This window comes from Paenibacillus sp. FSL R7-0340 (assembly GCF_038002205.1).
In the GTDB taxonomy this organism is placed as follows: domain Bacteria; phylum Bacillota; class Bacilli; order Paenibacillales; family Paenibacillaceae; genus Paenibacillus; species Paenibacillus polymyxa_B.
This window is the reverse complement of the sequence record NZ_JBBOBY010000001.1, coordinates 3,402,957-3,428,041: the sequence shown is the minus strand read 5'-3', so window position 1 is coordinate 3,428,041 and position 25,085 is coordinate 3,402,957. Positions and strand designations below refer to the sequence as shown.

6 protein-coding genes and 1 pseudogene are annotated in these 25,085 nt (G+C 45.3%); all 7 read left to right on the top strand.

Annotation, left to right across the window (positions count from 1 at the left end):
* The first annotated feature begins 368 nt into the window (after window positions 1–368).
* The 7 genes and pseudogenes from MKX59_RS15230 to MKX59_RS15190 all read left to right on the top strand — a co-directional run bounded on the left by MKX59_RS15230 (window position 369) and on the right by MKX59_RS15190 (window position 25,085).
* Entirely contained in the window at window positions 369–896 is a 528-nt protein-coding gene (locus MKX59_RS15230; protein ID WP_340858511.1) for a GNAT family N-acetyltransferase, read from the top strand.
* A complete protein-coding gene (locus MKX59_RS15225) occupies window positions 893–1,603 on the top strand; it encodes an SAM-dependent methyltransferase (RefSeq protein ID WP_076265405.1) in 711 nt (236 codons plus the stop codon). The genes MKX59_RS15230 and MKX59_RS15225 overlap by 4 nt, the downstream gene beginning before the upstream one ends.
* A 432-nt stretch (window positions 1,604–2,035) precedes the next feature.
* A complete protein-coding gene (locus MKX59_RS15220) occupies window positions 2,036–2,821 on the top strand; it encodes an S-layer homology domain-containing protein (protein WP_071558749.1) in 786 nt (261 codons plus the stop codon).
* Window positions 2,822–3,451: 630 nt separating this feature from the next.
* The gene (gene fabD / locus MKX59_RS15215) at window positions 3,452–4,672 is read left to right on the top strand and encodes an ACP S-malonyltransferase (protein ID WP_071558748.1); all 1,221 of its coding nucleotides are present in this window, start codon (window positions 3,452–3,454) and stop codon (window positions 4,670–4,672) included.
* Window positions 4,647–10,734: pseudogene (locus tag MKX59_RS27620) on the top strand (aminotransferase class III-fold pyridoxal phosphate-dependent enzyme); the annotation flags it as partial. The gene fabD and the pseudogene MKX59_RS27620, both read left to right, overlap by 26 nt.
* 828 nt (window positions 10,735–11,562) lie before the next feature.
* The gene (locus MKX59_RS15195) at window positions 11,563–20,436 is read left to right on the top strand and encodes an amino acid adenylation domain-containing protein (RefSeq protein WP_445669766.1); all 8,874 of its coding nucleotides are present in this window, start codon (window positions 11,563–11,565) and stop codon (window positions 20,434–20,436) included.
* Between the two features lie 23 nt (window positions 20,437–20,459).
* Window positions 20,460–25,085 carry an amino acid adenylation domain-containing protein gene (locus MKX59_RS15190; RefSeq protein WP_340858509.1) on the top strand — a complete coding sequence of 1,542 codons (4,626 nt, stop codon included), beginning with the start codon at window positions 20,460–20,462 and terminating at the stop codon, window positions 25,083–25,085.

Here is a 25,085-nt window from a genome sequence, read left to right as displayed (position 1 = left end):
TTTGTCTGGAGCTGTTCTTTACTAATCCAATTCCATAAAAAGAGGTTTTCATGCACCTACTATTCGTCTGCCCAATTTTTGTATTACGGGTGGGATTTGAAAGCTTCGGAATTAGTTAAGAACAACGGATATTACCAGATCCTTAGGGATACCTGTTATAATGAGTCCAATCCGTGCTGGTTCAGCGCGGATTTTTTTTATGGCTCAAATAGCAGGTGATATGAGGGTAGGAATGACGTATGTTCATTCCTGCCCTTTTCTAATTTTTAGCAAAGGGGGATAGAAGGGAATTACTCCAATTTGGTCAAATACATCCAGACTTCTTGAATGAAAGATTCAATCTAAGTAAATAGAAAGGTGGACAATACATGATACTTCAAACGAATCGGCTTATATTAAAAACACTTGATCTTAATTTAATCGAAGCAGCAGCCCAACGTGATATAGGTGCTATTGAAGCTTTGGGTTATAAAACCAGTGATGAATGGCCGGGTCCTGATTTCTTTGAAGCTTTACCTTATTTTCGAGAACTTTTGATAAAAAATAATGGCACTAGAGGTTTTGACTCTTGGATCATTGTGGAGAAGGATACCCAAGAAATTGTTGGAGGGATTGGTTTTTTAGGAGATCCTGATCAGAACGGTATGATTGAGATCGGTTTTGCAACGAATGAAAGCCATCGCCGCAAAGGCTATTGCTATGAAGCCGCTCAAAAATTAATAGAGTGGTCCTTAAATCATGAAGAGGTCCAAATCGTAACGGCAAGATGCGTACCTGACAATATCAGCTCTAAGAATTTGTTATTGAAGTTAGGATTTCAAATTGATCACAAAGATGAAGAATTGCTTTATTGGAAATATGAAATGAAGAAAGTAGGAGGGGGTCAGCAGAAATGATCCGTCGAGATCTAGATGACGTAGATTTCATAAGAGCAAATTTAATGGGGCCTAGTTCGATTATCATGCTTGAGGAGCTATCGAAAAATTTGACTTTGCAGAAAGGAATGCGAGTGCTGGATTTGGGCTGTGGGACCGGACTTACTTCTATCTATCTGGCGCAAAAGTTTGGCATAACCGTGTTTGCTGTCGATTTATGGATTAGTGCAACTGAAAACTATAGAAGATTCAGAGAGTTTGGTTTGGAAAGCCAAATTATCCCCATACATGCAGATGCCTGCCACTTGCCTTTTGCGGAACAATACTTTGATGCAGTTATAAGCGTAGATGCGTATCAATATTTTGGAGCGAATGAGCAGTACTTAGATGACCATCTTGCGCCGCTAGTTAAAGAAGGAGGTAAATTGGCTATAGCAATGCCAGGGGTAAAGATGGAGTGTGATGGGGATATACCCGTGGAACTGCAGCCGTTCTTGTCACTTAGTGAGGTTGATAATCAGTGGCATACATGCGATTGGTGGCGGAAATTATGGGAACAGTCGCCAAATGTTTACGTTGAATCGGTAAGAGAAATGAGATGCTTCTCGAAAGCTTGGTATGAATGGCTTCAGTGTAACAACGATTATGCACGTGCTAATAATGCATTGCTGAATGCAGATGACGGGAAGTATATGAATCTAATCTCGCTTATTGCTACTAAGAAATAGCGATATCCGGGGACAAAAGTTCCCAGTCCTATGGGCTGAAATTCGCTAAAGTAACTGAGAACGATAGTTCAACTCTACCAAAAACAGCCGAGCGCTCGGCTGTTTTTTTAACTAGTGGGCAGATTACATGAAGTGGTTAATCGATGCCAGGGTCGAACTTACAGGCTTAGGTCGGAAGAGTAATACAGGAGAAATTGGCCCATGCAGGCCTCCACAAGCTTTCTCAATTCCCGACGGGCTACCCGAATATGGAGAGGCTTTAGAACTTGTATCCATAGCATTTTTTAAACACAGATTGTCGATATTCCAAAATACTGTTTAACAGTACTTTTTTTCTCTCTGATATCATCATTTTCTTTTGAAATGCCGATATAAAATTGAGTCTTGAGAACTATTTTATACATAAATTTTACCTAAAGGAAGTGTGAAGAGATGTTGAAAAAGAAATGGCTTATCACCCCGTTGGTTGCGACGACACTGTTTTTCGGTCAATCTGCATTCGCGGCAAACACGTTTTCAGATGTGGAAGGAACAAAATATGAATGGGCTGCCGAATCGATTCGTTCCATGGTCGACAAGGGCGTTGTCAAGGGCTATGCAGATGGGACCTTCAAGCCAAGCAAAACCATAACGAAAGCGGAATTTGTACATATGTTTCATAAGCTTTTTCCAGAAATCGATCATTCTTCCGGCAAATCTTCCGACTTTGTGGATGCGCGTAAACACTGGGCGAATAAAGATTTTGCAGCAATATTCAACGGGGACTATGTTTGGCCGTATGCTGAAAGTGTTGGGGGGAAATATCCAAACTATCTTTTCTATGTCAAGCCTGACAAACCATTGACCCGCTGGGATGTGATGATGATTGCCTCTCTTCGGACGGATTATACCAATCAGACGCTTCATCCTGAGATTGAGGAAGTGATTTCCGCAGCTGCGCAGTACAAGGATATGAAAGTTCGTCAGGCCAATTACAATGACAATTTCTCGGCCTACTATCCGGTGCTGTACATCGACAAGACTGGAGAAGAGTACTCCTATGATGGCGATTCCCAGGATCAAAAGGCAGAAGCATTCTACACCCTAACCAAGATGGGGGTCCTTACCGCTAATGAAGGATACCTTCGCCCCAAAGCGCAAGTCACACGGGCTGAAGCTGTTACCCTTTTACAGCGTTTGTACGAAGCCACAACGAAGTCAGTGGAGGATCGACAGTAGCCGCTTGCACATTGTAGCTATTAAGGAAACTGCATAAGGAGATAAATCGCTTTGGAGTTCGCTACTTAATTAGTTACGTATCTATGACGACGCCTAACCGTCGATTACTGTCGAAGGACAACAACTATGTATAATAAGTCGCCAAATTGGCGGCTTTTTTTGTTTTAACGATAGATGCCAGTCAATAGTTTAGAATACGAAATTTTCATGTAAATTCATTAAAAAGCTGAAAACAATTCCTTTTTTTAAACAAAAGAGGATATTCTTTTGGTTTATAAAATATATGTAGTATATATCACTGTACTTTAATTCATTTTAATGTTTATAATAAATTAATAGCCTTAATCTATTTCTTACACTCATCTATGATGCTGAAGTTTCTATGTATCAACTCTGAACTTCCAGCACACTCCATTTTTTTACACTTCCAAGTCTACTTACACACTTTTATTTCTGATTACATCATGAAACTCAAAAACGATTTACTTTAACATGTCGATTACTGTTTGTTTGTGGCAAGACAATTTGTTGTTTTTGCTGTATCTATCTTAAATACATAGGAATGTGAACATCTGAATCCCATAAAACATTTGTTTTACCGCTTTTTTATGGTGAGGAAAGGGGTTGGACATGAATCGCATGACTTTGCTTTTTTCGGGACAAGGATCTCAGTATGTCGGGATGGGAGCGGCATGGCATGACGGTTTTTCAGAGGCAGGTCACATTTTTGAAGAGGCTGCTGATATTTTGGGGTATGATTTGAAAACTTTATGTATGAAAGGACCCATCTCCCAATTATCCAGAACATCCTACACCCAGCCTGCACTACTCACAATTAGTGTAATCGCATTCAGACGTTACATGCACGATGTTGGGATTATTCCCGAATTTTCTGCAGGGCATAGTTTGGGTGAGTATTCTGCATTGGTAAGCAGCGGAGTCTTATCGTTTGGCGATGCTTTGCGGGTGGTACAAGAACGGGGACGCTTTATGGAAGAAGCTTCAGAGGCCGGAGTGGGTTGCATGATTGCTGTTCGAGGGGCTGATTTAAATCTGCTAGAAGAGCTGTGCGATCACTATGACGTAACCAGTCAGCCTATTTCCATCGCTTGTTATAACTCCTCCTATCAATACGTCGTTTCTGGTCATCATGCCTCTGTTGCTGCGGTGGCGGGACAATTAGAGCAACGTGGGTTCCAAATTACCCGTTTGCAGGTAAGCGGCCCTTTTCACAGCCCGCTTATGCAGCATGCTGCTGACCGATTAGCATTGGAATTGCAAAAATATACGTTTCATGAACCGCTGTGGCCTGTCATTTCTAATGTTACAGCACTGCCATATACGGATGCCAACAGCATTCGTCAAGGTTTGCATTTGCAAATGATCCATCCAGTGCGGTGGATACAAACGATGCAGTATATGGAGAAACATGGGGTGAAGCAGGGAATTGAATTAGGACCGCGAACGGTGCTGAAAAACTTGGCAAAGGAAACAAACATCGCTTTTGAGGTGCTTTCCTTGGACAGAGACTTGGATCGGATTGAGCTGGAACGTCGTTTTTCGATCCGTGATTGGTTGGTCAAACCGCTGGCGGTGGCGGTGTCTACACCCAATGCCAATTGGAATGAGGATGAGTATCATAAGGGGGTTATTTTACCTATTCACAGGTTGGAGGAGTTACTCAAAAGCATAGAATCGGGCAAATCTTCTTCTGCTTATGAACTAAGACGCGAAGCGCTGGAGTGTATTCGCCTGATATTGCAAACCAAACAAGTATCTGCAGGAGAGCAGGAGGAAGTTTTAGACCTTTTGAGGAGGGATCAGGATGGAGCAGTTTCAAACTTTAATTGAAATCATTCAGGACCGAGCCAGTAGAGCTGAAAATGGAATTATTTTCATTTCGGGTGATACACAGGAGGAGTATGTAAGCTACAGTCAGCTTCTGGAGCAAGCACTGCAGGTACTTCATCAATTGCAGGAAAAAGGAGTACAGCCTGGCAATAAGCTAATTATGCAAATTGAAGACAATCATACCTTTGTGAATGTGTTTTGGGGCTGTCTGCTCGGTGGAATCGTCCCCGTACCTGTAAGTATCGGGAATAATGATGAACATAAAATGAAGCTATTTAAAATCTGGAGTACCCTTACTTGCCCTTACATGATTGCGGATCATAAAGTATTAGAGCAGTTAGAAAAGTATTCTCATCAGCATGAGATGCTGGATTTCTTTGATTCTGTGAAAGAAGCGACCTTTTCTAGCCATGATTTTGATTATTCCGATCAGAACAAAGGGACCATTCATCAATCCAGACCGGAGGATTTGGCGTTTATTCAATTTTCCTCTGGTTCGACAGGTGATCCCAAGGGAGTCATGCTGACGCATGAGAATCTCGTATACAATATTCGGGATATCGCCAGTCAAACGGGAATGACTTCAAGTGATGCGTATCTGGGCTGGATGCCACTCACACATGATTTGGGATTGATCGCTTTTCATTTAACCTGTATCATCGCCCATGCCAAGCAGCTCATTATGCCAACAGCTCTTTTTATAAGACGTCCTTCATTATGGCTAAAAAAGGTGTCGGAGCATAAGGTGACTCAAATCTGTTCTCCTAACTTCGGTTATAAATTTTTCCTTGATCAATATAAATCCAAAACAGCGGATAACTGGGATTTGTCAAGTGTTCGCATGATTTTAAATGGGGCTGAGCCCATATCGGTGGAGCTTTGCCATGTATTTATGGAAGCCATGAGTGTACATGGATTAAAAAAAATATCATGTATCCTGTATACGGCTTGGCAGAGGCCAGCGTAGGTGTCTCCACTCCACCTTTGGATAAAGATAATTTTGTTACTATTCATTTAAATCGGCAGCAGCTACATGTAGGTGAACCTATAGAAGAAGTAGATTCATCCGATAAGCGTTGTCTTACGTTTGCGGATTTGGGCTACCCCATGGCCAGCACCTCTGTTCGCATTTGTGATGAGCAAAATCAGGTACTAAAGGACGATGTAATCGGATACACCCAAATTTGCGGCAAAAATGTGACTGCTGGGTACTATAACAATCCTGAGGCTACCGCAAAGGTCAAGACAGAGGATGGCTGGCTCATTACCGGAGATTTGGGTTTTATGAGAAACGGACGACTGGTGATTACAGGCAGAGCTAAGGATATTATTTTCGTGAACGGCCAGAACATTTATCCGCATGATATCGAAAGGATTGCAGAGGAACTGGACGGGGTGGATCTGGGGAAAGTAGCTGTCTGCGGTGTACATGATGCACAAACTAGACAGGATCGTATTGTTGTTTTTGTGATGCACACGAAAAAAATAGAGTTATTTTTGCCAACAGTCCAAAGGCTGAAAAGCCATTTGAATTATCGGGGAGGATGGCATATTCAAGATGTAGTTCCAATTCGCCGTATTCCCAAAACTACTAGTGGAAAGGTTCAGCGCTACAAGCTGGCTCAGAGCTACGAGCAGGGAGAATTTGATGTAGTTTTGGCATCCCTAACCGAGGCCGCTCGAAATATACAGGAAGCGAACGATGCCCCTGTACCTCAAGGTGAGATCGAGCAAAAACTGATTGGGATTTGCCAAGCTATTTTAAATGTACAGTCAATTGGGAAGGAAGATAGCTACTTTGATATCGGCGTAACATCCTTACAACTCGTTCAGATCGTGGACCAATTAGAGGAACAACTCGGGATTCATATTGAGGTAACGGACTTTTTCTCTTATCCGACTATCGCCAAGCTAGCTGGATATATATCCAGTCAGGGCTTAGGTCATAAGGTGAACACAGCACCGCAATTGGAATCCAAAGAGGAGGTAGAGGACCTGGATATTGCTATCATTGGCATGTCCGGTAAGTTTCCTCATGCGGATACACTGGAGCAGTTTTGGGCGAATGTAGCTTCCGGTACAGATCATATCAGTCCATATAGCGATGAAAGAAAAAAGGATGCCGAAGCTTTTATTTCCCGTCTGAATATGGAAGGCCGAAACATGCAAATCGCCGAAGGTGGCTATCTGGACGAAGTGGACAAATTTGACTACACCTTCTTCAAGCTGACTCCACGTGAAGCTTCTCTGATGGACCCGAATCAACGTTTATTTCTGCAAACTGCTTGGAGCACGATTGAGGATGCAGGCTATGGAGGAAAACAGCTGTCGGGGAAAAAGGTAGGGGTGTATGTTGGATTCTCCAAAACCAGCTTTGAATATGAACGATTGTTGTCCGAAGTGGAGCCAGGAGCGATTCCAAACTTTGGCATAGGCAATCTTCCGTCCGTTATCTCCAGTCGGATTGCGTATTTGCTTGATTTAAAAGGCCCAGCACTGACCATTGATACGGCATGCTCCTCGTCACTCGTAGCGGTACATCTGGCGTGTAAGTCGATTTTGAATGGAGACTGTGAGATGGCTTTGGCCGGTGGAGTGAAGACCATTTTGCTGCCGTTGAAAGCTGGCATTGGCATGGAATCCTCCGATGACCGGGCACGAGCATTCGACGATCAGTCGGACGGCACAGGCTGGGGCGAAGGCGTTGGAGCCGTTCTCTTAAAGCCGCTTCGCCAAGCGGAAAAAGACGGAGATCACATTCTGGGTGTGATCAAAGGAAGCGCGATTAATCAGGACGGCAGTACGATTGGAATTTCCGCGCCCAATGCGCTGGCTCAATCAGAAGTCATTTCGCAGGCGTGGCGTGATGCACGGATCGATCCCGAGACGGTAAGCTATATTGAAGCCCATGGTACTGGCACCAAGTTGGGTGACCCCGTTGAAATTAAGGGCATTACCCAGGCATTCCGTAGATTTACACAGCGCAAGCAGTTTGTGGCGATAAGCACGGTCAAAACGAATATTGGGCATTTATACGAAGCTGCTGGGATTGCGGGATTGATCAAATGCGTGCTGTCGATGAAGCATCAACAGATTGCACCGCTCGTTCATTTTCGCACACCCAACCGGAACATCCATTTTGAAGAATCTCCGCTGTATGCCAACACTAGACTGAGGGAATGGAAGACAGACGGATTTCCGAGAAGATGCGGGGTGAGTTCCTTTGGCTTAGCGGGACAAACTGCCACGTGGTGCTGGAAGAATATATAGCGAAAAAGAGTGCGGACCAAGAAACCACCGACCGAAAAAATGGATCATCGCCATTGCTACTGACACTGTCGGCGCGAACTGAAGGAGCTTTAAGTGAGTTGATTGCACGGTACGTGGATCGCTTTGAACGTGAGGAAGAATTGCCGATGGAGGATGTCTGCTATACGGCTAACACGGGCAGAAGCCACTTAACATACCGAGTGGCTGTGATAGCCGAAGGAGCGGAGGCTCTGAAAGCGAAATTACTTCAGCTTTATGAGCAGGGCAAGGCCATTGAAGGTGTATACATTGGAAAAGTAGATAGCAGTAGTGGTACAGAAACAGCCGTCGGAAGCTCGGACACTTTGCAAGCACTAGAGCAAGTAGCAGTGAAGTACGTACAGGGCGCACAAATAGATTGGGACACGCTATACGCAGGTCACCCGTACAAAAGGATTTCTCTGCCTACGTATCCGTTTGAAAGGAAAAGGTGCTGGATTCATGTTCCAGAACAGGTTCGAGCGGAGCAGACTGCACCCGTTTATAAAAATACAATAGTAAGGGAGTTTGAAACTATGGGGAATGAGTATTCGACGTCAGCGTCGTTTACTGAACAGTATAAATCTTCCATTGGACAAAAATTAGCGAAAATGATCGGTAATGTGTCACAACTTAGTCTTGAGGAACTGGAACCGCAAACACATTTTCTAGAACTAGGGCTGGACTCCATTAATTTGTCCCAGGTCCGCCACAGCATCAAGGATACATTCGACCTGGATGTCCCAATGAATGAATTTTTTGAATCGCTGACCACGCTCGAACTGTTGACTAGCTACGTCGCAGAACAGGTGAGTATTTCCGTTTCTGACGAGGCAGCAGTTGGTGCTGTGGAAATCCAACCGAAAATACCCCTTAATCGAGTAGATGCTACTACAGTATCAACCTGGACAGGGCAGGATTCCAGCGCAATTGGTACATCGCCTCATGGAATAGTCACGTCCGGGCAAGACCCATTTCAAAGCACATCAGTTATAGCGACTTCTGCTGGTATCGAGCAGATTTTGCAGCAGCAGCTGCACGTGATGTCACAGCAGCTTGATGTGCTCCAAACTCAACCGACTCCTCCGACATCCGTTTCCCAATCATTTCAACCGGAAAGGGATTTGTCGTCAGCAAATAGAGGAAGCGCAGAGAGCTTTGAAACCAAACAGGAAATTGCAACTGCATTAGCGACTGTTCCACCTGTACTAGCTGTTCCGAAGAAGGCAGGCCATGAAGCAAAACCGTTTACACCTTATAAAAAGCTGGAGGTCAAAGCTCATGAATTGCTTTCACACCGCCAAGAACAACATCTGCAAGAGCTGATTGAGCGCTATACTGCTCGGACGCGAAGCACCAAGCAGTACACTCAGCAGTATCGGTCTGTCTACGCGAATAACCGTAATGTAGCCGGATTCCGGCCTATTTTGAAGGAAATGGTCTATCAAATTGTTTCTCAACGTGCAGACGGGTCCAAAATTTGGGATTTGGATGGGAATGAATATGTAGATTTGACCATGGGCTTTGGTGTTAATCTGTTTGGACACAATCCAGCCTTTATTCGTGAAAAAATTGAGGCAGAGCTAAAGAACGGCATGTGTGTCGGACCTATGTCCAACATGGCAGGACAAGTCGCCGAGAAGATTTGCAAGCTGACCGGTGTAGAACGGATCGCTTTGTACAATTCCGGCACCGAGGCGGTTATGGTTGCCCTCCGTTTGGCGCGTGCTGCCACCGGGCGAGCCAAAGTAGCCATTTTTGCCGGCTCCTATCACGGTACGTATGATGGGGTGCTTGCGTTGGGTAGCGCTGGCAACAATAAGGAGCATTCCACACCTCTGGCGCCTGGTATCTTGCAGCACATGGTGGATGATATCGTTGTACTCAATTATGGAACAGACGAATCGCTGGATTATATACGTACACATGGGCAGGAGCTGGCTGCTGTGCTAGTGGAACCAGTGCAAAGCCGTCGTCCCGATTTTCAGCCGAAGGCCTTTTTGCAGGAGGTTCGTCAAATCACGGAGCAATCCGGTACAGCTTTTATTTTTGATGAAGTGATTACAGGCTTCCGAATTCAACCGGGAGGCGCTCAAGCGTGGTTTGGTGTACAGGCTGACCTTGTGACCTACGGTAAAATTATCGGCGGCGGGATGCCGATCGGTATCGTAGCAGGGAAAGCCGCCTTTATGGATGGGATTGACGGAGGCACCTGGAGCTTCGGAGATAATTCCTATCCTCAGAATGAGCATCGGCGAACCTTTGTAGCTGGTACGTTCTGTCATCATCCGCTGGCGATGGCGGCATCCCTAGCAGTGTTGAATTATTTGGAAAACCACGGCGAGCAGCTGCAAAATCAGTTGAACAGCCGTACTTCAGCGTTGGCAGCAGAGTTAAATAGTTACTTTACCCATGAGCAGATACCCATGAAGATTGTTCACTTTGGTTCACTATTTCGCTTCGTACTCAAGGGTGATCTGGAGCTTTTCTTCTATCACATGCTGGAAAAGGGTATTTACATCTGGGAAGGGCGGAACTGCTTCTTGTCGACCGCTCATACAGAGGAAGATATTGCGCGGATCATACAAGCTGTCAAGGACAGTGTAGATGAGCTGCGTAAAGGGGGATTCTTGCCTGATCTGACCCCGAACGGGAAAGGCCCAGGTCCAGGTAAGCAAAGTGTGTCTATAGCCGACCCTTCAGAAGTATCGACAGTGGACGTGGATGAAACGGTCATCCCACTAACCCCGGATCAAAGGCAGTTCTGGTTCGCTTAATGTCAAGAAACGAAGTGACTTCCATCTTGATACGCGAACGTATATTAATGAGAGAAGTTAAGTGAACTGTCCAATCCCGTATTGATGTTGCCGGAAAATTGAGTAAAGTGCACTTCGGCGTCTTTACCCTCCAAATTTGATAAAATGTCAGGTTCTATTTTTAGGACTTGGCATTTTTAGTAGTGTGGGTATCCGTTATGAAAAAGCCAGTCGGAGAGGAAGAAAATCGAAAGTGGGCCGTGAGGCTGCGTTGAATCGACAGGTGTCAACAAAGGTCATATTTTGCAAGTGGTTGTAATTGCTCGTAAAGGGCAGAGCAACCGTATTCAAGCTTACTAGCGCAGACATAACTTTATTCGTCATCGTGAATTCTTACAATGCGTATAGCTTCATCGAATTAAATTGTCATAAATTAGATGATGAATTCTAACATTTACTTTTAAATTGTGTCTTTAATTTAAGCTTTGAGTATCATAACTTTTAAACTTTATGAGGACGCATGTCAGCGAGTAAAAGAAAATATTTGAGTTTTTAAGAATCAATACTGGAAAAAAACTATATCCTGCATAATAAGTTGAATAAAAGAATTTAGCCATTAATGGTTTAATAAAACAAATTAGATCCTCGTTTTACCAGATGGATAATTATATTTTATTAGTATAAGGATGGTTCCTTATACAGTGGACCGTTCATATTTATCTTCCTATGAGAACTTTATCTTGTACCCCTAGCTAGGTTATATCGTGCTTTTTAGGCTAGCGTCACAGTTGGAAAGGATAAAATTAATTCCTTGAATACCCCATAGTAAAGGAGTCTGAAAAGATGGTGAATGAGTATTTTTCGACGGAATCTGCTTCCAATCCCCAAAAATCTACGATTACTAATAAACTGTCAAAAATAATCGAAAGTGTATCCCAACTCAGTCCAGACGAATTAGAGCCGCAAAAACATTTTTTAGAACTTGGTTTAGACTCTATTCTTCTGTCTCAGGTTAGACACAGCATTAAAAGTACGTTTGGCTTGGATATCCCGATGAACGAGTTTTTTGAATCACTGACTACGCTGGAGTTGCTGACAAACTATATTGCTGATAGGATAGCCTCGACCTCTGAAGAATTGTTCCAGAATTCGGAGGAGCATCAGCTGGCTGTGTCGTCTAGTATCACTTCTTCGGTACCTTCCGTTTTGTCGGGCTGGAGTCAAAAATCTACTATCTCTATAGAAGGCCCCGCACCACAAGAAAGCAAGCTATCAAATAAGGATGTATTTGCGGGGAGAGAACGAATTTTAGAAATGCAACTTCAACTCATGTCGCAGCAGATGGAAATACTGTGTCAATCTCGGCTTGCACCAGTGGCAATGCCTGAATCGCTTTCACTACAAACTGCTGTCGAACCTCAGACATCCGCGATGAAGGAGGTAGCTGCCACAGTTACTTCTGTTTCCCCCGTACAGGCTTCCGTGTCAGCTGTTTTGCCAGACAGAAAAAAATCGAAAGCATTTGTTCCCTATCAAAAAATAAATGTACAAGCCCATAATTCACTTTCACTTAGGCAGGAAAAGCATCTGCAAAAGCTGATTGAACATTACACGATGCGCACACGAAAGACCAAAGAGTATACTCAGCAATACAGGTCTGTATACGCCAATAACCGGAATGTGGCCGGATTTAGGCTTGCTCACAAGGAAATGGTGTATCAGATTATATCCCAGCGTGCAGAGGGTTCTAAAATTTGGGATCTGGATGGTAATGAATATATTGATTTGACGATGGGGTTTGGGGTCAATTTGTTTGGTCACAACCCATCCTTTATTCGTGAATCGATAGAAAAGGAAATACATAACGGAATGTGCCTTGGGCCGATGTCCAATATGGCCGGGCAGATTGCCGAAAAAATTTGCCAAATGACAGGCATGGAACGAATTGCGCTATATAACTCGGGGACAGAGGCGATTATGGTTGCCCTTCGGTTAGCACGGGCTGCCACCGGGCGGGAAAAAGTGGTGATTTTTTCTGGTTCCTATCACGGTACCTTTGACGGAGTATTGGCATTGGGCGGAACAACGGATGGCAGGGAACAACATTCCACTCCTCTCGCACCAGGTGTACTACAGCACATGGTGGACGATGTCGTTGTGCTCAGCTATGGAACGGACGAGTCACTCCAATATATCCGCTCCCATGCCCATGAACTGGCTGCTGTTCTCATAGAGCCAGTGCAGAGTCGTCGCCCTGATTTCCAGCCCGCAGCTTTTCTGAAGGAAGTACGCCAGATTACGGAGCAATCCGGGGCCGCGTTCATTTTTGATGAGGTAATTACGGGCTTCCGTATTCAGCCGGGGGGTGCGCAGGCGTGGTACGGCATTGAAGCCGACCTTGTAACTTACGGTAAAATCATTGGCGGCGGTCTTCCCATCGGTATCGTGGCAGGGAAAGCATCGTTCATGGATGGAATTGATGGAGGAATGTGGAACTTCGGAGATGACTCTTATCCACCGCATGAGCAACAGCGGACGTTTGTAGCGGGAACTTTTTGCCATCACCCCCTGGCTATGGCAGCTTCCCTGGCCGTACTAGAGCGGTTGGAGAAGGACAGGGGGCAACTGCATAACGAGCTGAATAGTCGTACGAAGGCGCTCGCAGCAGAACTGAATCACTATTTTACGGAGGAACAGATACCTATAAAGGTCGTTTACTTCGGTTCCTTGTTCCGCTTCGTCCTTAAAGGTGACTTGGAACTATTCTTCTATCACATGCTGGATAAAGGAATTTATATATGGGAAGGCCGGAACTGTTTTTTGTCAACGGCTCATAATTCGGAAGATATAGAGCGGATTGTACAGGCAATTAAAGAGAGCGTTGATGAACTGCGCAAAGGAGGGTTTCTGCCGGATCTGCACCCTCATGCAAACGATCTAAATAAGGCTTTTTTTCCTGAAACTGCAACTGCGAACCTTAAGGAATCGACGATTAAGCTGACTCCGGATCAGAAGCAATTATGGTTCGCCTCAGTCTCGGATTCAAAGGAATCGCAGTCGCTTCATGAGACTGTTTTACTGCGTTTCCGGGGTCCGCTACATGTTAAGGAATTTAATGAGGCTGTCCAACGCATCGTTAAACGCCACGAAGCCTTACGCACCTTTATGGGGGAGGACGGAGAAACGCAGATCATCGCCCCGGCAATGGCTGTCAGCATTCCGCTACATGATATCAGCAGTCTTTCTGTAGAGGAACAGAAACATGATATCCGTGCTTGGATGGATAAGGACAGGGAGACCGTATTCCCAATAAGTGCGGGGGAACCTTTATTCCGTATCCAGCTTTTAAAAACGTCGAATGAGAAGCACATCGCTGCATTTACATTTCATCATCTGATTGCAGATGGCTGGTCCATAGGTGTGTTTTTCCATGAATTGGAACGATTTTATTCCGCTTGTGTACGGGGGGAACACTGCACGCTTCCCGATCCTGTTCCGTTCCGAGATTTCGCAGCATGGCAGCAAAACCAGTTAGAGGCAGGTGGAGCGGCTGCCCTTGCTTTTTGGTCAGATGTACTTGCGAAGCCATTGCCCGCCCTTGACTTGCCGTCTATCCAACGCAACATCAGTTCTCCTTCTTCGCGCGGAGCACGGCACACCATTGTGGTGGATGCGCCTCTGGTGAAGCAACTGAAATCAGTCAGTATTCGGCTTGGCAACAGCTTATTTGTGACTTTATTGTCTGTTTTTCAGCTTTTCTTGCACAGACTGACAGGCCAAAATCAAATAATGGTAGGTATTCCAACCGCAGGGCAATCTCATATGGGTGTGTCCCCGCTAATTGGCAACTGCGTTAACTTGCTTCCAGTGATTTGTGAGGTAGACTCTGGAGCAACGTTCACGGAATTCACACAGACGGTCAAGCGAGTAATGCATACGCTGGATGCTTATCAGAAATACAGCTTTGCCGGACTTGCCCAGATAGGATTAAGCCATTTGCCCGTCCTTAAAGTGTTGTTCAATATGGATAGGCCGATTCCAGAGTTTCACTATTACGGACTGGAAACAGAATTGTTGGAGCATGAAATATTGTCCTGTCAATATGAGTTGTTTCTGAATGTTACGGAGTCTGGTCAGCAGTTGCGGCTTGATTTTGACTATGCTGCGAGTCTTTTTCAACAAGACACTATGGAAGTATGGGCGCAATACTTTGTACATCTGCTGAGCTCGATTGTGCAGGAAGACGGAATGCGTGTATCTGCACTGTCTTTGCTTCGAAGTACGGAAAGGGAGCGGCTTCTGGAAGTGTGGGCGACATACGCGGATTCTAAAGGGAATTATCCTTGTGTCCTGGACAAATATAAACATCCGTCTCCTACGGGTACCATCGGACAAGTATATTTGGCCACATCCGCTGGTTTACTGGGAACTACGCTGGAATGGGCTTATGTCGAGGTTGGAGGGAGAATTCGACATATCGGTGCAGCCAGCCGAGATGTTCTTATTCGCGGGCATCAAGTAAATCTTGAGCAGATAGAGAAACATCTTTTGCAAGCACTGGATTTGGATGCCTGTGTTTTGACGGCACGAAAAGACGGTGAGAGCAGTAACTCTTCGTATCTAGTGGCTTATATAGTGGACAATAATTCTAATTCGTGGGATATAGCGAAGCTGCAAGAGAGTGTTAGCTCAATACTTCCTGATTATGGGCAACCTCGCTTTTGGGTTCTGATGGATAGCATCCCTCTTTTGGCTGATGGGAAGCCGGATTTTCAATTATTGCCGAAACCAGAAGATATCAAGATAGAGGACTCGCAGAAGCAGGTTTCTGACGGCAATATGACTGAGGACAAACTGATATCTATATGTAAGGAAGTTTTGAATGTATCTGATATCGGATACAACGATAATTTTTTTCAAATGGGTGGAGACTCTTTAAAAGCGACTGTTCTTCTAAGCAGAATTAACAAGGAATTCGAAGTATATATTCCGCTGGTACAAATTTTACATTTGCAAACGATTGCACAACTGGCGGCACATGTAAAAGGAGGACGAAAGCGAAAGTTTGAGCCGCTTGTTCGGGCAGATTTACAGCCCTTTTATCCGGTATCTCCCGCTCAAAAAAGAATGTATGTGCTGGATCAACTGGGTGGAGGTGCAGCGTATCATGTATCAGGTCAACTGCATATAGAGGGAGAGTTACACGTTTCCAGGTTCATTGATGCAGTGAAGGAGGTTTTTTCACGGCATGAATCCTTTCGGACGTATTTTGAGATAGTAGACGGGGAAACCGTGCAGAAGGTACAGGATATGCTTTCACTGGACATTCCTGTTACTCCAATTTCTGAAGAGGATGCTGATCACGCCCGTGAACTGTTTATTCAGCCATTTGACCTGAGTAAGGCTCCTTTAATTCGTGCTGAGCTGTTCGCAATCCATCGTGACCAGTTTATGTTGCTGATCGATATGCACCATATCATTTCAGACGGCTTCTCGATGGCAGTATTAATGGATGAGATCAGCACACGGTATCAGGGTATGCCACTTGTCCCCGTTGACGTTCACTACAAAGACTATGTCGTTTGGCAAAAACAACATTATGCCGGAGACAGCCAAGCAAAGGATGAAGCATTTTGGTTAGACACGTTGGATGGCGAGCTCCCTGTATTTGACCTGCCAACTGACTTTGCTCGTCCGTCAAGTCAGAGCTTCGCAGGGGACAGCCTTACCTTCATTGTGCAATCCAAGCTGACGGATAGACTTAATCAATTGACAAGAGACACGGGAGCAACGCTCTTTATGGTGCTTTTGGCAGCTTATAATGTGCTGTTAAGCAAATACTCCGGGCAAGAGGACTTCCTCGTAGGTACACCGGCAGCGGGTAGAGGGCATGCGGATACGGAAGCAATGATCGGCATATTTGTGAATACTTTAGTTCTCCGTAATCGACCGCTGGCATCCCAGCCATTCAGTGCTTTTCTGGAGGACGTCAAACATAACACTCTGCTTGCGTTGGAGCACCAGGAATATCCATTTGACCAACTGGTCGACAAACTGGATCGAGTACGCGATGTAAGCCGCAATCCCATCTTTGATACGATGTTCAGTCTGCAAAATAAGGGAACAGAGGTCATTGAACTCGGCGGACTTCGTTTGCAACCGAATGAGTTTAATTTAGGTGTATCGAAGTTCGATCTTTCATTACATGTAACGGAAACTCAAGACCAGTTAACTTTAACCTGGGAGTATGCGACCAGCCTATTTAAGTTGGAGACGATTGAGCGATTTGCCCTCCATTATATAAAAGTGTTGGAAATCGTAACTCAAGATGTCGGAATTCGCTTGGCTGACATGGATATGCTGACAGAAGAAGATAAGCACTTATTACTATATGAGTTCAACAACACCTCTGCCTATTTTCCGCAGGATGCAACGATTCACGGAAGGTTTGAGCAGCAGGTTAGCAGGACTCCAGATGACATGGCAATCATATTTGGAGATAAGTGTATGACTTACCAAGAGTTGAATGAGCTGGCGAATCGTTTAGCGCGAACGCTGCGGGCGGATGGAGTGGGACCGGATCAGCCGGTGGGGATTATCGCTCAGCGTTCACCTGAGATGATGATTGGCATCTATGCAATTCTAAAAGCAGGTGGAGCTTATGTACCCATTGATCCGGGATACCCACAGGAAAGAATTCAATATATGCTTGAAGATTCGAGAACACAACTGGTGCTGACACAACCACAGTTTGCAGAACAGCTGAAGCAATATGCGGACTGCAAGGTAATGGTGTTGGATTATGCTTCCACGATCATGGTTTCTCAAACGTCCAGATCGACGGAGCCTACGACCGACTGCATGAGTAGCTGGCATGAAGATGCCTCCAACCTTGCGCCTGTAGCAGAACCAAACCATGCGGCCTATATCATCTACACATCCGGTTCCACAGGGAAACCGAAAGGGGTTATTGTTGAGCACCGCTCAGTCGTGAATCGGCTCTGCTGGATGCACAATAGATATGGGCTGAGCGAAGAAGATACGATTTTGCAAAAAACTGCCTTTACTTTTGACGTATCCGTATGGGAGTTGTTCTGGTGGTCGATGGTGGGCTCAAAAGTAAGCTTGTTGCCAATCGGTGGAGAAAAGTCTCCCGAACAGATCCTGAACACGATTAATGAAGACAAGGTGAGCACCCTTCATTTTGTACCCGCGATGCTGCATATTTTTCTGGAATATCTGGAGCAGCAACCAAGGGAAACGGTGCAAGCACAATTGAAAACGTTAAAACATGTATTTGCCAGCGGTGAAGCATTGCCTCCTCAGCAGGTGGCGCGTTTCTATCGAATTATGTCAGGGATTGGAAGCGCAAAACTAATTAACTTGTATGGTCCAACAGAAGCTACTGTAGACGTTTCATTCTTTGAATGCGAGCCTGTGGAAGAGCACTCGGTGATCCCGATCGGTAAACCGATTGATAATATTCAATTGTATGTTGTACAGGAAGGTACGGAGCGATTGCAGCCGATTGGAGTGGTGGGAGAACTTTGTATCAGTGGTATAGGAGTAGCCCGTGGCTATCTTAATAGACCGGAATTGACCAAGGAGAAGTTCGCTGCCAATCCGTTTAACAGCGGAGCGGAGGATTATGAGCGGATGTACCGCACAGGAGATTTGGCGCGTTGGATGCCTGATGGCAACATTGAGTATCTGGGTCGGATCGATCAACAGGTAAAAGTGAGAGGATATCGTATTGAACTGGGCGAGATCGAAGCGCAGTTGCTGTCTATAGACGGAATCCAATCAGCAGTAGTCGTAGCGCGGGAGAACAAAGACGGCTACAAGGATTTGTGTGCATACTTTGTGGCTTCTGAGCCATTAAGTCCGCTGGACGTGCAGAATGCGCTCAAGCAAAAGCTGCCGTTTTATATGATTCCAGCATATGTGGTGCCAATGCAGCAGCTTCCTCTTACATCCAATGGAAAAACGGACCGAAAAGCGTTACCTGAGCCGGACCGACATGACTCTTTGCAAACGGATTATGTTGCTCCGAGAAATGATGTGGAAAAGGCGTTGGTTATGGTATGGCAAGACGTTTTGGGAAGTGAACATATAGGCGTTCGAGATCATTTTTTTCTGCTTGGCGGCGATTCTATTAAGGCTGTTCAGGTGGCCTCACGCCTGCGTCAGCATGGTTATTCCCTTGACATTTCTCTTTTGATGGAGCACCCGTTCATTGAGGATCTCAGCAAGCTTGTGACAACTTTGTTCCGCTACACAGACCAGAATTCGATACATGGAGAGATTCCAATAACATCGATTCAGCGGCAGTTGAATGAACTGGGCACATTTTACACCTTGCGGACGGCAACATCCATGCTATTTGCAGGCAACCCGGACTTCGATGAGGATCTGTTACGGTCTGTGCTGCAAACATTAACTACTCATCACGAGGGATTACGGCTTGGTCAGGCGTCGATCGACGAACCGTCAATCCTTGTATACCGAGATGAAAATGAAGAATTGTTCACACTTGATGTGTTCTCTCTAGTAGATGATGACCATGAAGCTAGCAAGCAATTACAGAGCGAATGCTTCCAGATTCAAAATAGTTATGGAATGTTTGAGGGACCCAGAGTACGCGCAGGCTTATTCCGGATGTCGGGCTCCGACCAGTTCTTCCTTTCTGTAGATCCGCTAGTGGCTGATCCCACATCTTGGCGTATCCTGCTTGAGGATTTCACAACTGCCTATGAACAAGCTCTCAACGGGGAACCGATAGTGCTTCCTGACAAAACAGATTCTTACCGCTCCTGGATGCGGTGGCTAGAAGACTATGCAGACAGCAAAAAGCTGGCCAAAGAGAAACTCTACTGGCTGGATAAGGTTAATTTTGATGGAGAATTTATACCGAAGGACCATAAGACATCTGCACATTCCGAAACACTTCGTCCAGTAGAACATTGCATCATACAGCTTTCGGACGAGGAAACAAGCCAACTGTTGACACGGGCTAACCAAACCTATAATACAGTGACCGCTGAGTTACTGCTTGCTGCATTGGGACTGACTATAGTGGAATGGTCCGGACAGTCTAAGATTTCCATTGGATTTGAACATTATGATCGGGAGCAACAAACTGTGACTTCGGACAAACCGGACCTTTCAAGAACCGTAGGTCAATTCGGTTCCATATATCCGCTTGTTTTGGACATGGAGCCTGGGGAAGACAGTTCTCTTTTGCTCAGAAACGTAAAGGAGACGGTCCGGCAAGTGCCCAACCAGGGTTTAGGATATGGATTACTAAAATATGGTTCTGCAACCTCCGGCAGATCGGAATTTAATGCTAAGTATTACCCGGAAATTGGCTTCCGCTTGATTCATTCTGAATCGGTCAGTTCCTCTCACTTTCATACATCGCCTATGGATGTTGAATTAGGGTCCAGCCAGAATTGTAGCATTTCAGATTTAGCCTATCCCCTCTATCTGGATGGGCGGCTGAAAGACGGTAAGCTTTCCATCTGCATGCTTTATAACCATCACGCGTATGAAGCAGATACTATCCGAATGCTTCTGTTGCGTTTTGAACATCATTTGTCGGGCATTATTCAGCATTGTCTGGACCAATCCGAACGGCAACTAACACCATCAGATGTGGGAGCACGTGGTTTGGATCTGGATGAGTTTGAAGACATGAGGCAGTTTTATGAGAATCTATAACGATTCGTACGAGGAGGATATCCATGATCAAAGGACTTGAAATTGAAAAAGTGGTCAACTTGACTCCCTTACAGGAAGGAATGCTCGTTCATGCGCTGATGGAACCAGAATCACAGGCTTATTACGAGCAATTACGTATTTCTATTCGGGGAGATTTGGATTGGAATGCCCTGCAAAAAAGCTTTCAGCTACTGGTTCAGCGTCATGAAACGCTGCGCTCGAACATTTATCATAAATCCGCTTCTCGTTCGCGGCTGATTGTCTTTAAAAAGCGAAACACGGCGATTACTTACGAAAATATGACAGAGCTGACCGGAAAGGAGCAAGCCGACGCTATTCGTAGATTTATGGATGTGGACCGTAACACCCATTACGATTTGAGCAGGGATATGCTCATCCGGATGGCTGTACTCCAAACGGATAAAGATGCTTATACGTTGCTTTTAAGTTTTCACCATATTATTATGGACGGCTGGTGTCTTGGCATCATAATGGACGAGTTGTTAACGGCCTATGAGGCCTATCGTACAGGCCGTTCCGTTCAATTGCCTGAACCACGACCTTACACCGGGTATGCCGACTGGCTTGAAGAACAGGATCAGGAGGCGGCCAAGGACTACTGGAGTTCTGTATTACAAGGTTACGAACAAACGGCTGGACTTCCGATGCTAAAAACTTCAGCTACAACTCCTGAAAAAGGCGGCTATCTGCTGCAGGAATATAGAACGACGCTGACGGAAAAAGAGACCAGCACTTTGCGTGCGATTGCTGAATGCAATGGGACCACGCTCAGCAGTCTTTTTCTGGCCGCCTGGGGAATTGTACTTGGCCGTTACAACGGAAGCAAGGACGTAGTTTTTGGCACGGTGGTATCTGGCCGCCCGTCGGAATTGGATGAAGTAGAGCGAATTGTGGGATTGTTCATTAATACCATTCCATTACGAATTAGATTAAATGAAGAAAAGAGTTTTGTTGAATTGTTGCGCGATGTCCAGAGAGCCTCTGTCCAAGGAAGGGTGAACGGATACTGTTCACTTGCTGAAATCCAGTCGCAATCTGCACTCAAGCAACGCTTGCTTGATCATATCGTTGTATTCGAGAACTATCCGCTGGAAAACATGATCGGGAGACGGGACTGGCAAGACAAACTCGGATTCATTATTGATGACGCCCGGTTATTCGAAGAAATACCGTATGACTTTAATATTGAAGTTGAAGACAAGAAGGCAATGAGTTTCATATTGTCCTATAACGGCAAGGTATACAACAGTGAAGCGATGAAGCATCTGGCCCATCATTTGAAGCATGTCTTCCTCCAAGTTGCCAGCAATGCAGATGTTTGCCTCCGTGACGTTCGGCTGTTAACAACCGAAGAAGAGGCTAATTTGACGAAAATATGGAGCGGACCCGCTGTCCAGTTTCCTGCACTTACTTTTCACGGGCTATTCGAAGCGCAGACGGAGCGTACACCAGAACTAGCAGCCGTCATATATGAAGATACGATGCTCACTTACAGACAACTCAATGATAGAGCGGACGCTCTTGCCCATTTTTTGCAGAAGCGTGGAATTACACGGGAGAGTCTGGTCGCTGTCATGGTTGACAGGTCTGTTGAGATGATAGTGGCGGTGCTGGGAATTATGAAAGCCGGAGCTGCCTATGTGCCAGTAGATCCCGTGTATCCAGAAGAGCGTATTGAATATATGCTGCGTGACTGTGGAACGACGATTGTGCTTACGCAATCTCACCTGACGGGCTGGCTGAAAACAATGGATTTTATGGGCGAGGTAGTCGATCTCGCTACCTTGCCACTCCAGCCCGAGATGGATTCGAACAAGCAGTATATCTCCACATATGAGCCCAGCTCTTTGGCGTATGTCATTTATACATCGGGTACCACAGGTAAGCCCAAAGGCGTTATGGTTGAACATCAACAATATGTCAACACCGCACTCGGTTACAGACACAGCCAAGGATTTAAAGATTTCCCTGTTAAGCTACTGCAAATTGCCAGCATGTCGTTTGATGTGTTTGCATGCGATTTGGCCAAGGCATTTGTCAATGGAGGTACCTTGGTCATTTGTCCTGAAAACGTGAGAAATGATCCAGCTACCCTGGCTACACTGTTGGAGCAGCAGGAGATTACTACGTTTGAGACGCCTCCTGTGCTTTTATCTCTACTATTGAATTACATCTATGAGCATGGTACAAATATCAGTTCCCTAAAGCTGCTTACTACTGGAGCAGATAGCTTGGCTGTTGCAGATTACCGTAAGATGTTGACCCGTTTTGGCAGCAAGATGCGGATTATTAATACGTATGGAGTTACCGAAGCCGCAATCGAATCTAGCTTTTATGAGGACGAGCTGGAAAAATTGCCTCTGTCCGGTATTGTCCCTATCGGCAGAGCTCTACCGAATCATAAGTTATATATTGTTGATGACAAGATGCGTCCGGTCCCTGTCGGTGTAACGGGCGAGCTGTGTATTGGTGGAGCTTCTGTAGCGCGGGGATATCTGAACAGACCGGAGCTTTCGGCGGATAAGTTCGTGTCTGATCCGTTCTCGCCCGGTGGACGCTTGTATCGTACGGGGGATCTGGCGCGCTGGCAGCCAGATGGGAATATTGATTTTATCGGGCGAGCTGACTACCAATATAAAATTCGCGGATACCGGATTGAGCCTGGAGAAATCGAATCTATTTTGCTCGAAACGGAAGGAGTACGCCAGGCGGTTGTAGTTGATCGACTGGACACGGCGGGACAAAAGTACTTATGCGCCTATGTTGCAGGTGCAGCTGAGAAAGACATGCTGCGAGATAAACTGGCTCAGCAGTTACCAGTCTACATGGTTCCAGCCCAAATCATTGTATTGGAACAGTTGCCATTGACCCATAACGGGAAAATAGACCGATCCAATCTGCCCGAACCAGATGAAATAGCACCGTTGGATAGCGTATATGAGGCACCACAGGATGAATTGGAAAAAACAATTGCTTTGATCTGGGAAGAAGTGATCGGTGTTAAACCAATTGGATTACACAACAACTTTTTCGAGCTTGGCGGGGACTCGATTAAAGCATTGCAAATTGCAATACGCTTAAATGCCAAAGGCCTGAAAATGGAAGTAAAGGACTTATTCCGTTACCCTGAAATTCACTTGATAGCACCGTTTATAAAAAAAATCACCCGTATCATTCCCCAGGGGATTGTAGAGGGTGAGGTAGAATTGACACCCATTCAACTCGATTTTTTTCAGCATCATCGGAGAGATCGTCACCATTATAATCAGGCGGTCATGCTGCAAAATGATAGAGGATGGAATGAATTATGGCTGAAAAACGCTATGGACAAGCTGGTAGCCCATCACGATGCATTACGCATCATCTTTGTGGAAGAGGAAAAGGGAGCCTCCGCCTATAACAGGGGAGTGAACGAAGGTGAGTTCTTTACATTAACGAGCTATGATTTGACACAATCAAGCCAGCCTGAAGAAGAAATCCGACACATTGGCGATGAGCTGCAAAGCAGTTTGGATCTGCAACGAGGTCCTCTCATATGTTTGGCTTTATTCCATTTGTCCGGTGAAGATCATCTGATGATCGTTATCCACCATCTTATTGTAGACGGTGTGTCTTGGAGAATTTTGCTGGAAGATTTGGGCACCGCCTATGATCAGGTAGCTCGCGGTGAGATGCCGAATCTGCCTGCCAAGACGGATGCTTACAAAGAGTGGGCTTCAGGACTGACTACTTACGCCGAAAGTGTACAGGTACGCCAAGAAATCAGCTACTGGAACAATGTAGATTCACGCAGGATGCGTCGATTGCCAAGGGATCATGAAATCGCGGTTAGCCTGATACAGGATCGACGCCTAGCGGAGGTGGTACTCGGCAGGGATGAGACGGAAAAGCTGTTGAAGCATGTACATCATGCCTATCATACGGAAATGAATGATCTGTTACTTACAGCCTTGGGTCTGGCTTTTTATGATTGGAGCGGCTATAACGAAATCCCGATTTTGCTGGAGGGGCACGGCAGGGAGGAGATCATTAAAGATTTGGACATCTCTCGTACAGTCGGCTGGTTTACCTCCCTGTATCCTTTTGTAATCGAGGTCAACAGACCCGAAAATTTGGCCTATCAGATCAAAATGGTTAAAGATAAGCTGCGGCGGGTGCCTAATAAGGGCATCGGTTATGGTATTTTACGTTATTTGACCAAAGACCAGACTAAATCCGCTTCTCTAGTCGCAGCACCATTCCCGGAAATTAGCTTCAATTATTTGGGACAATTCGACGAAGAAAACAGCGCAGACATGCCTTGGCGTATTTCTCGATTAGCAGACTTAGCCAATGGTGAGAGAAGCCCGCGTGCGGAAAAGACGAATACATTTGACATTAACGGCATGATAACGAACGGAATCCTTCGGTTTGAATTTGAATATAACGGGCTTGAATATGGTGCAGCGACGGTAGAGCGATTAACGATCGGCTTTAAAAAACATCTATTGAATATTATCCATCATTGTTGCACTAAGGATCAGGCGGAGCGCAGCCCTACGGATTTTACATATAATCAATTGTCTATGGGGCAATTTGAACAAATATCAAGCCGATTATCGGATAAGCTGGGAAATCTGTTGAAATAA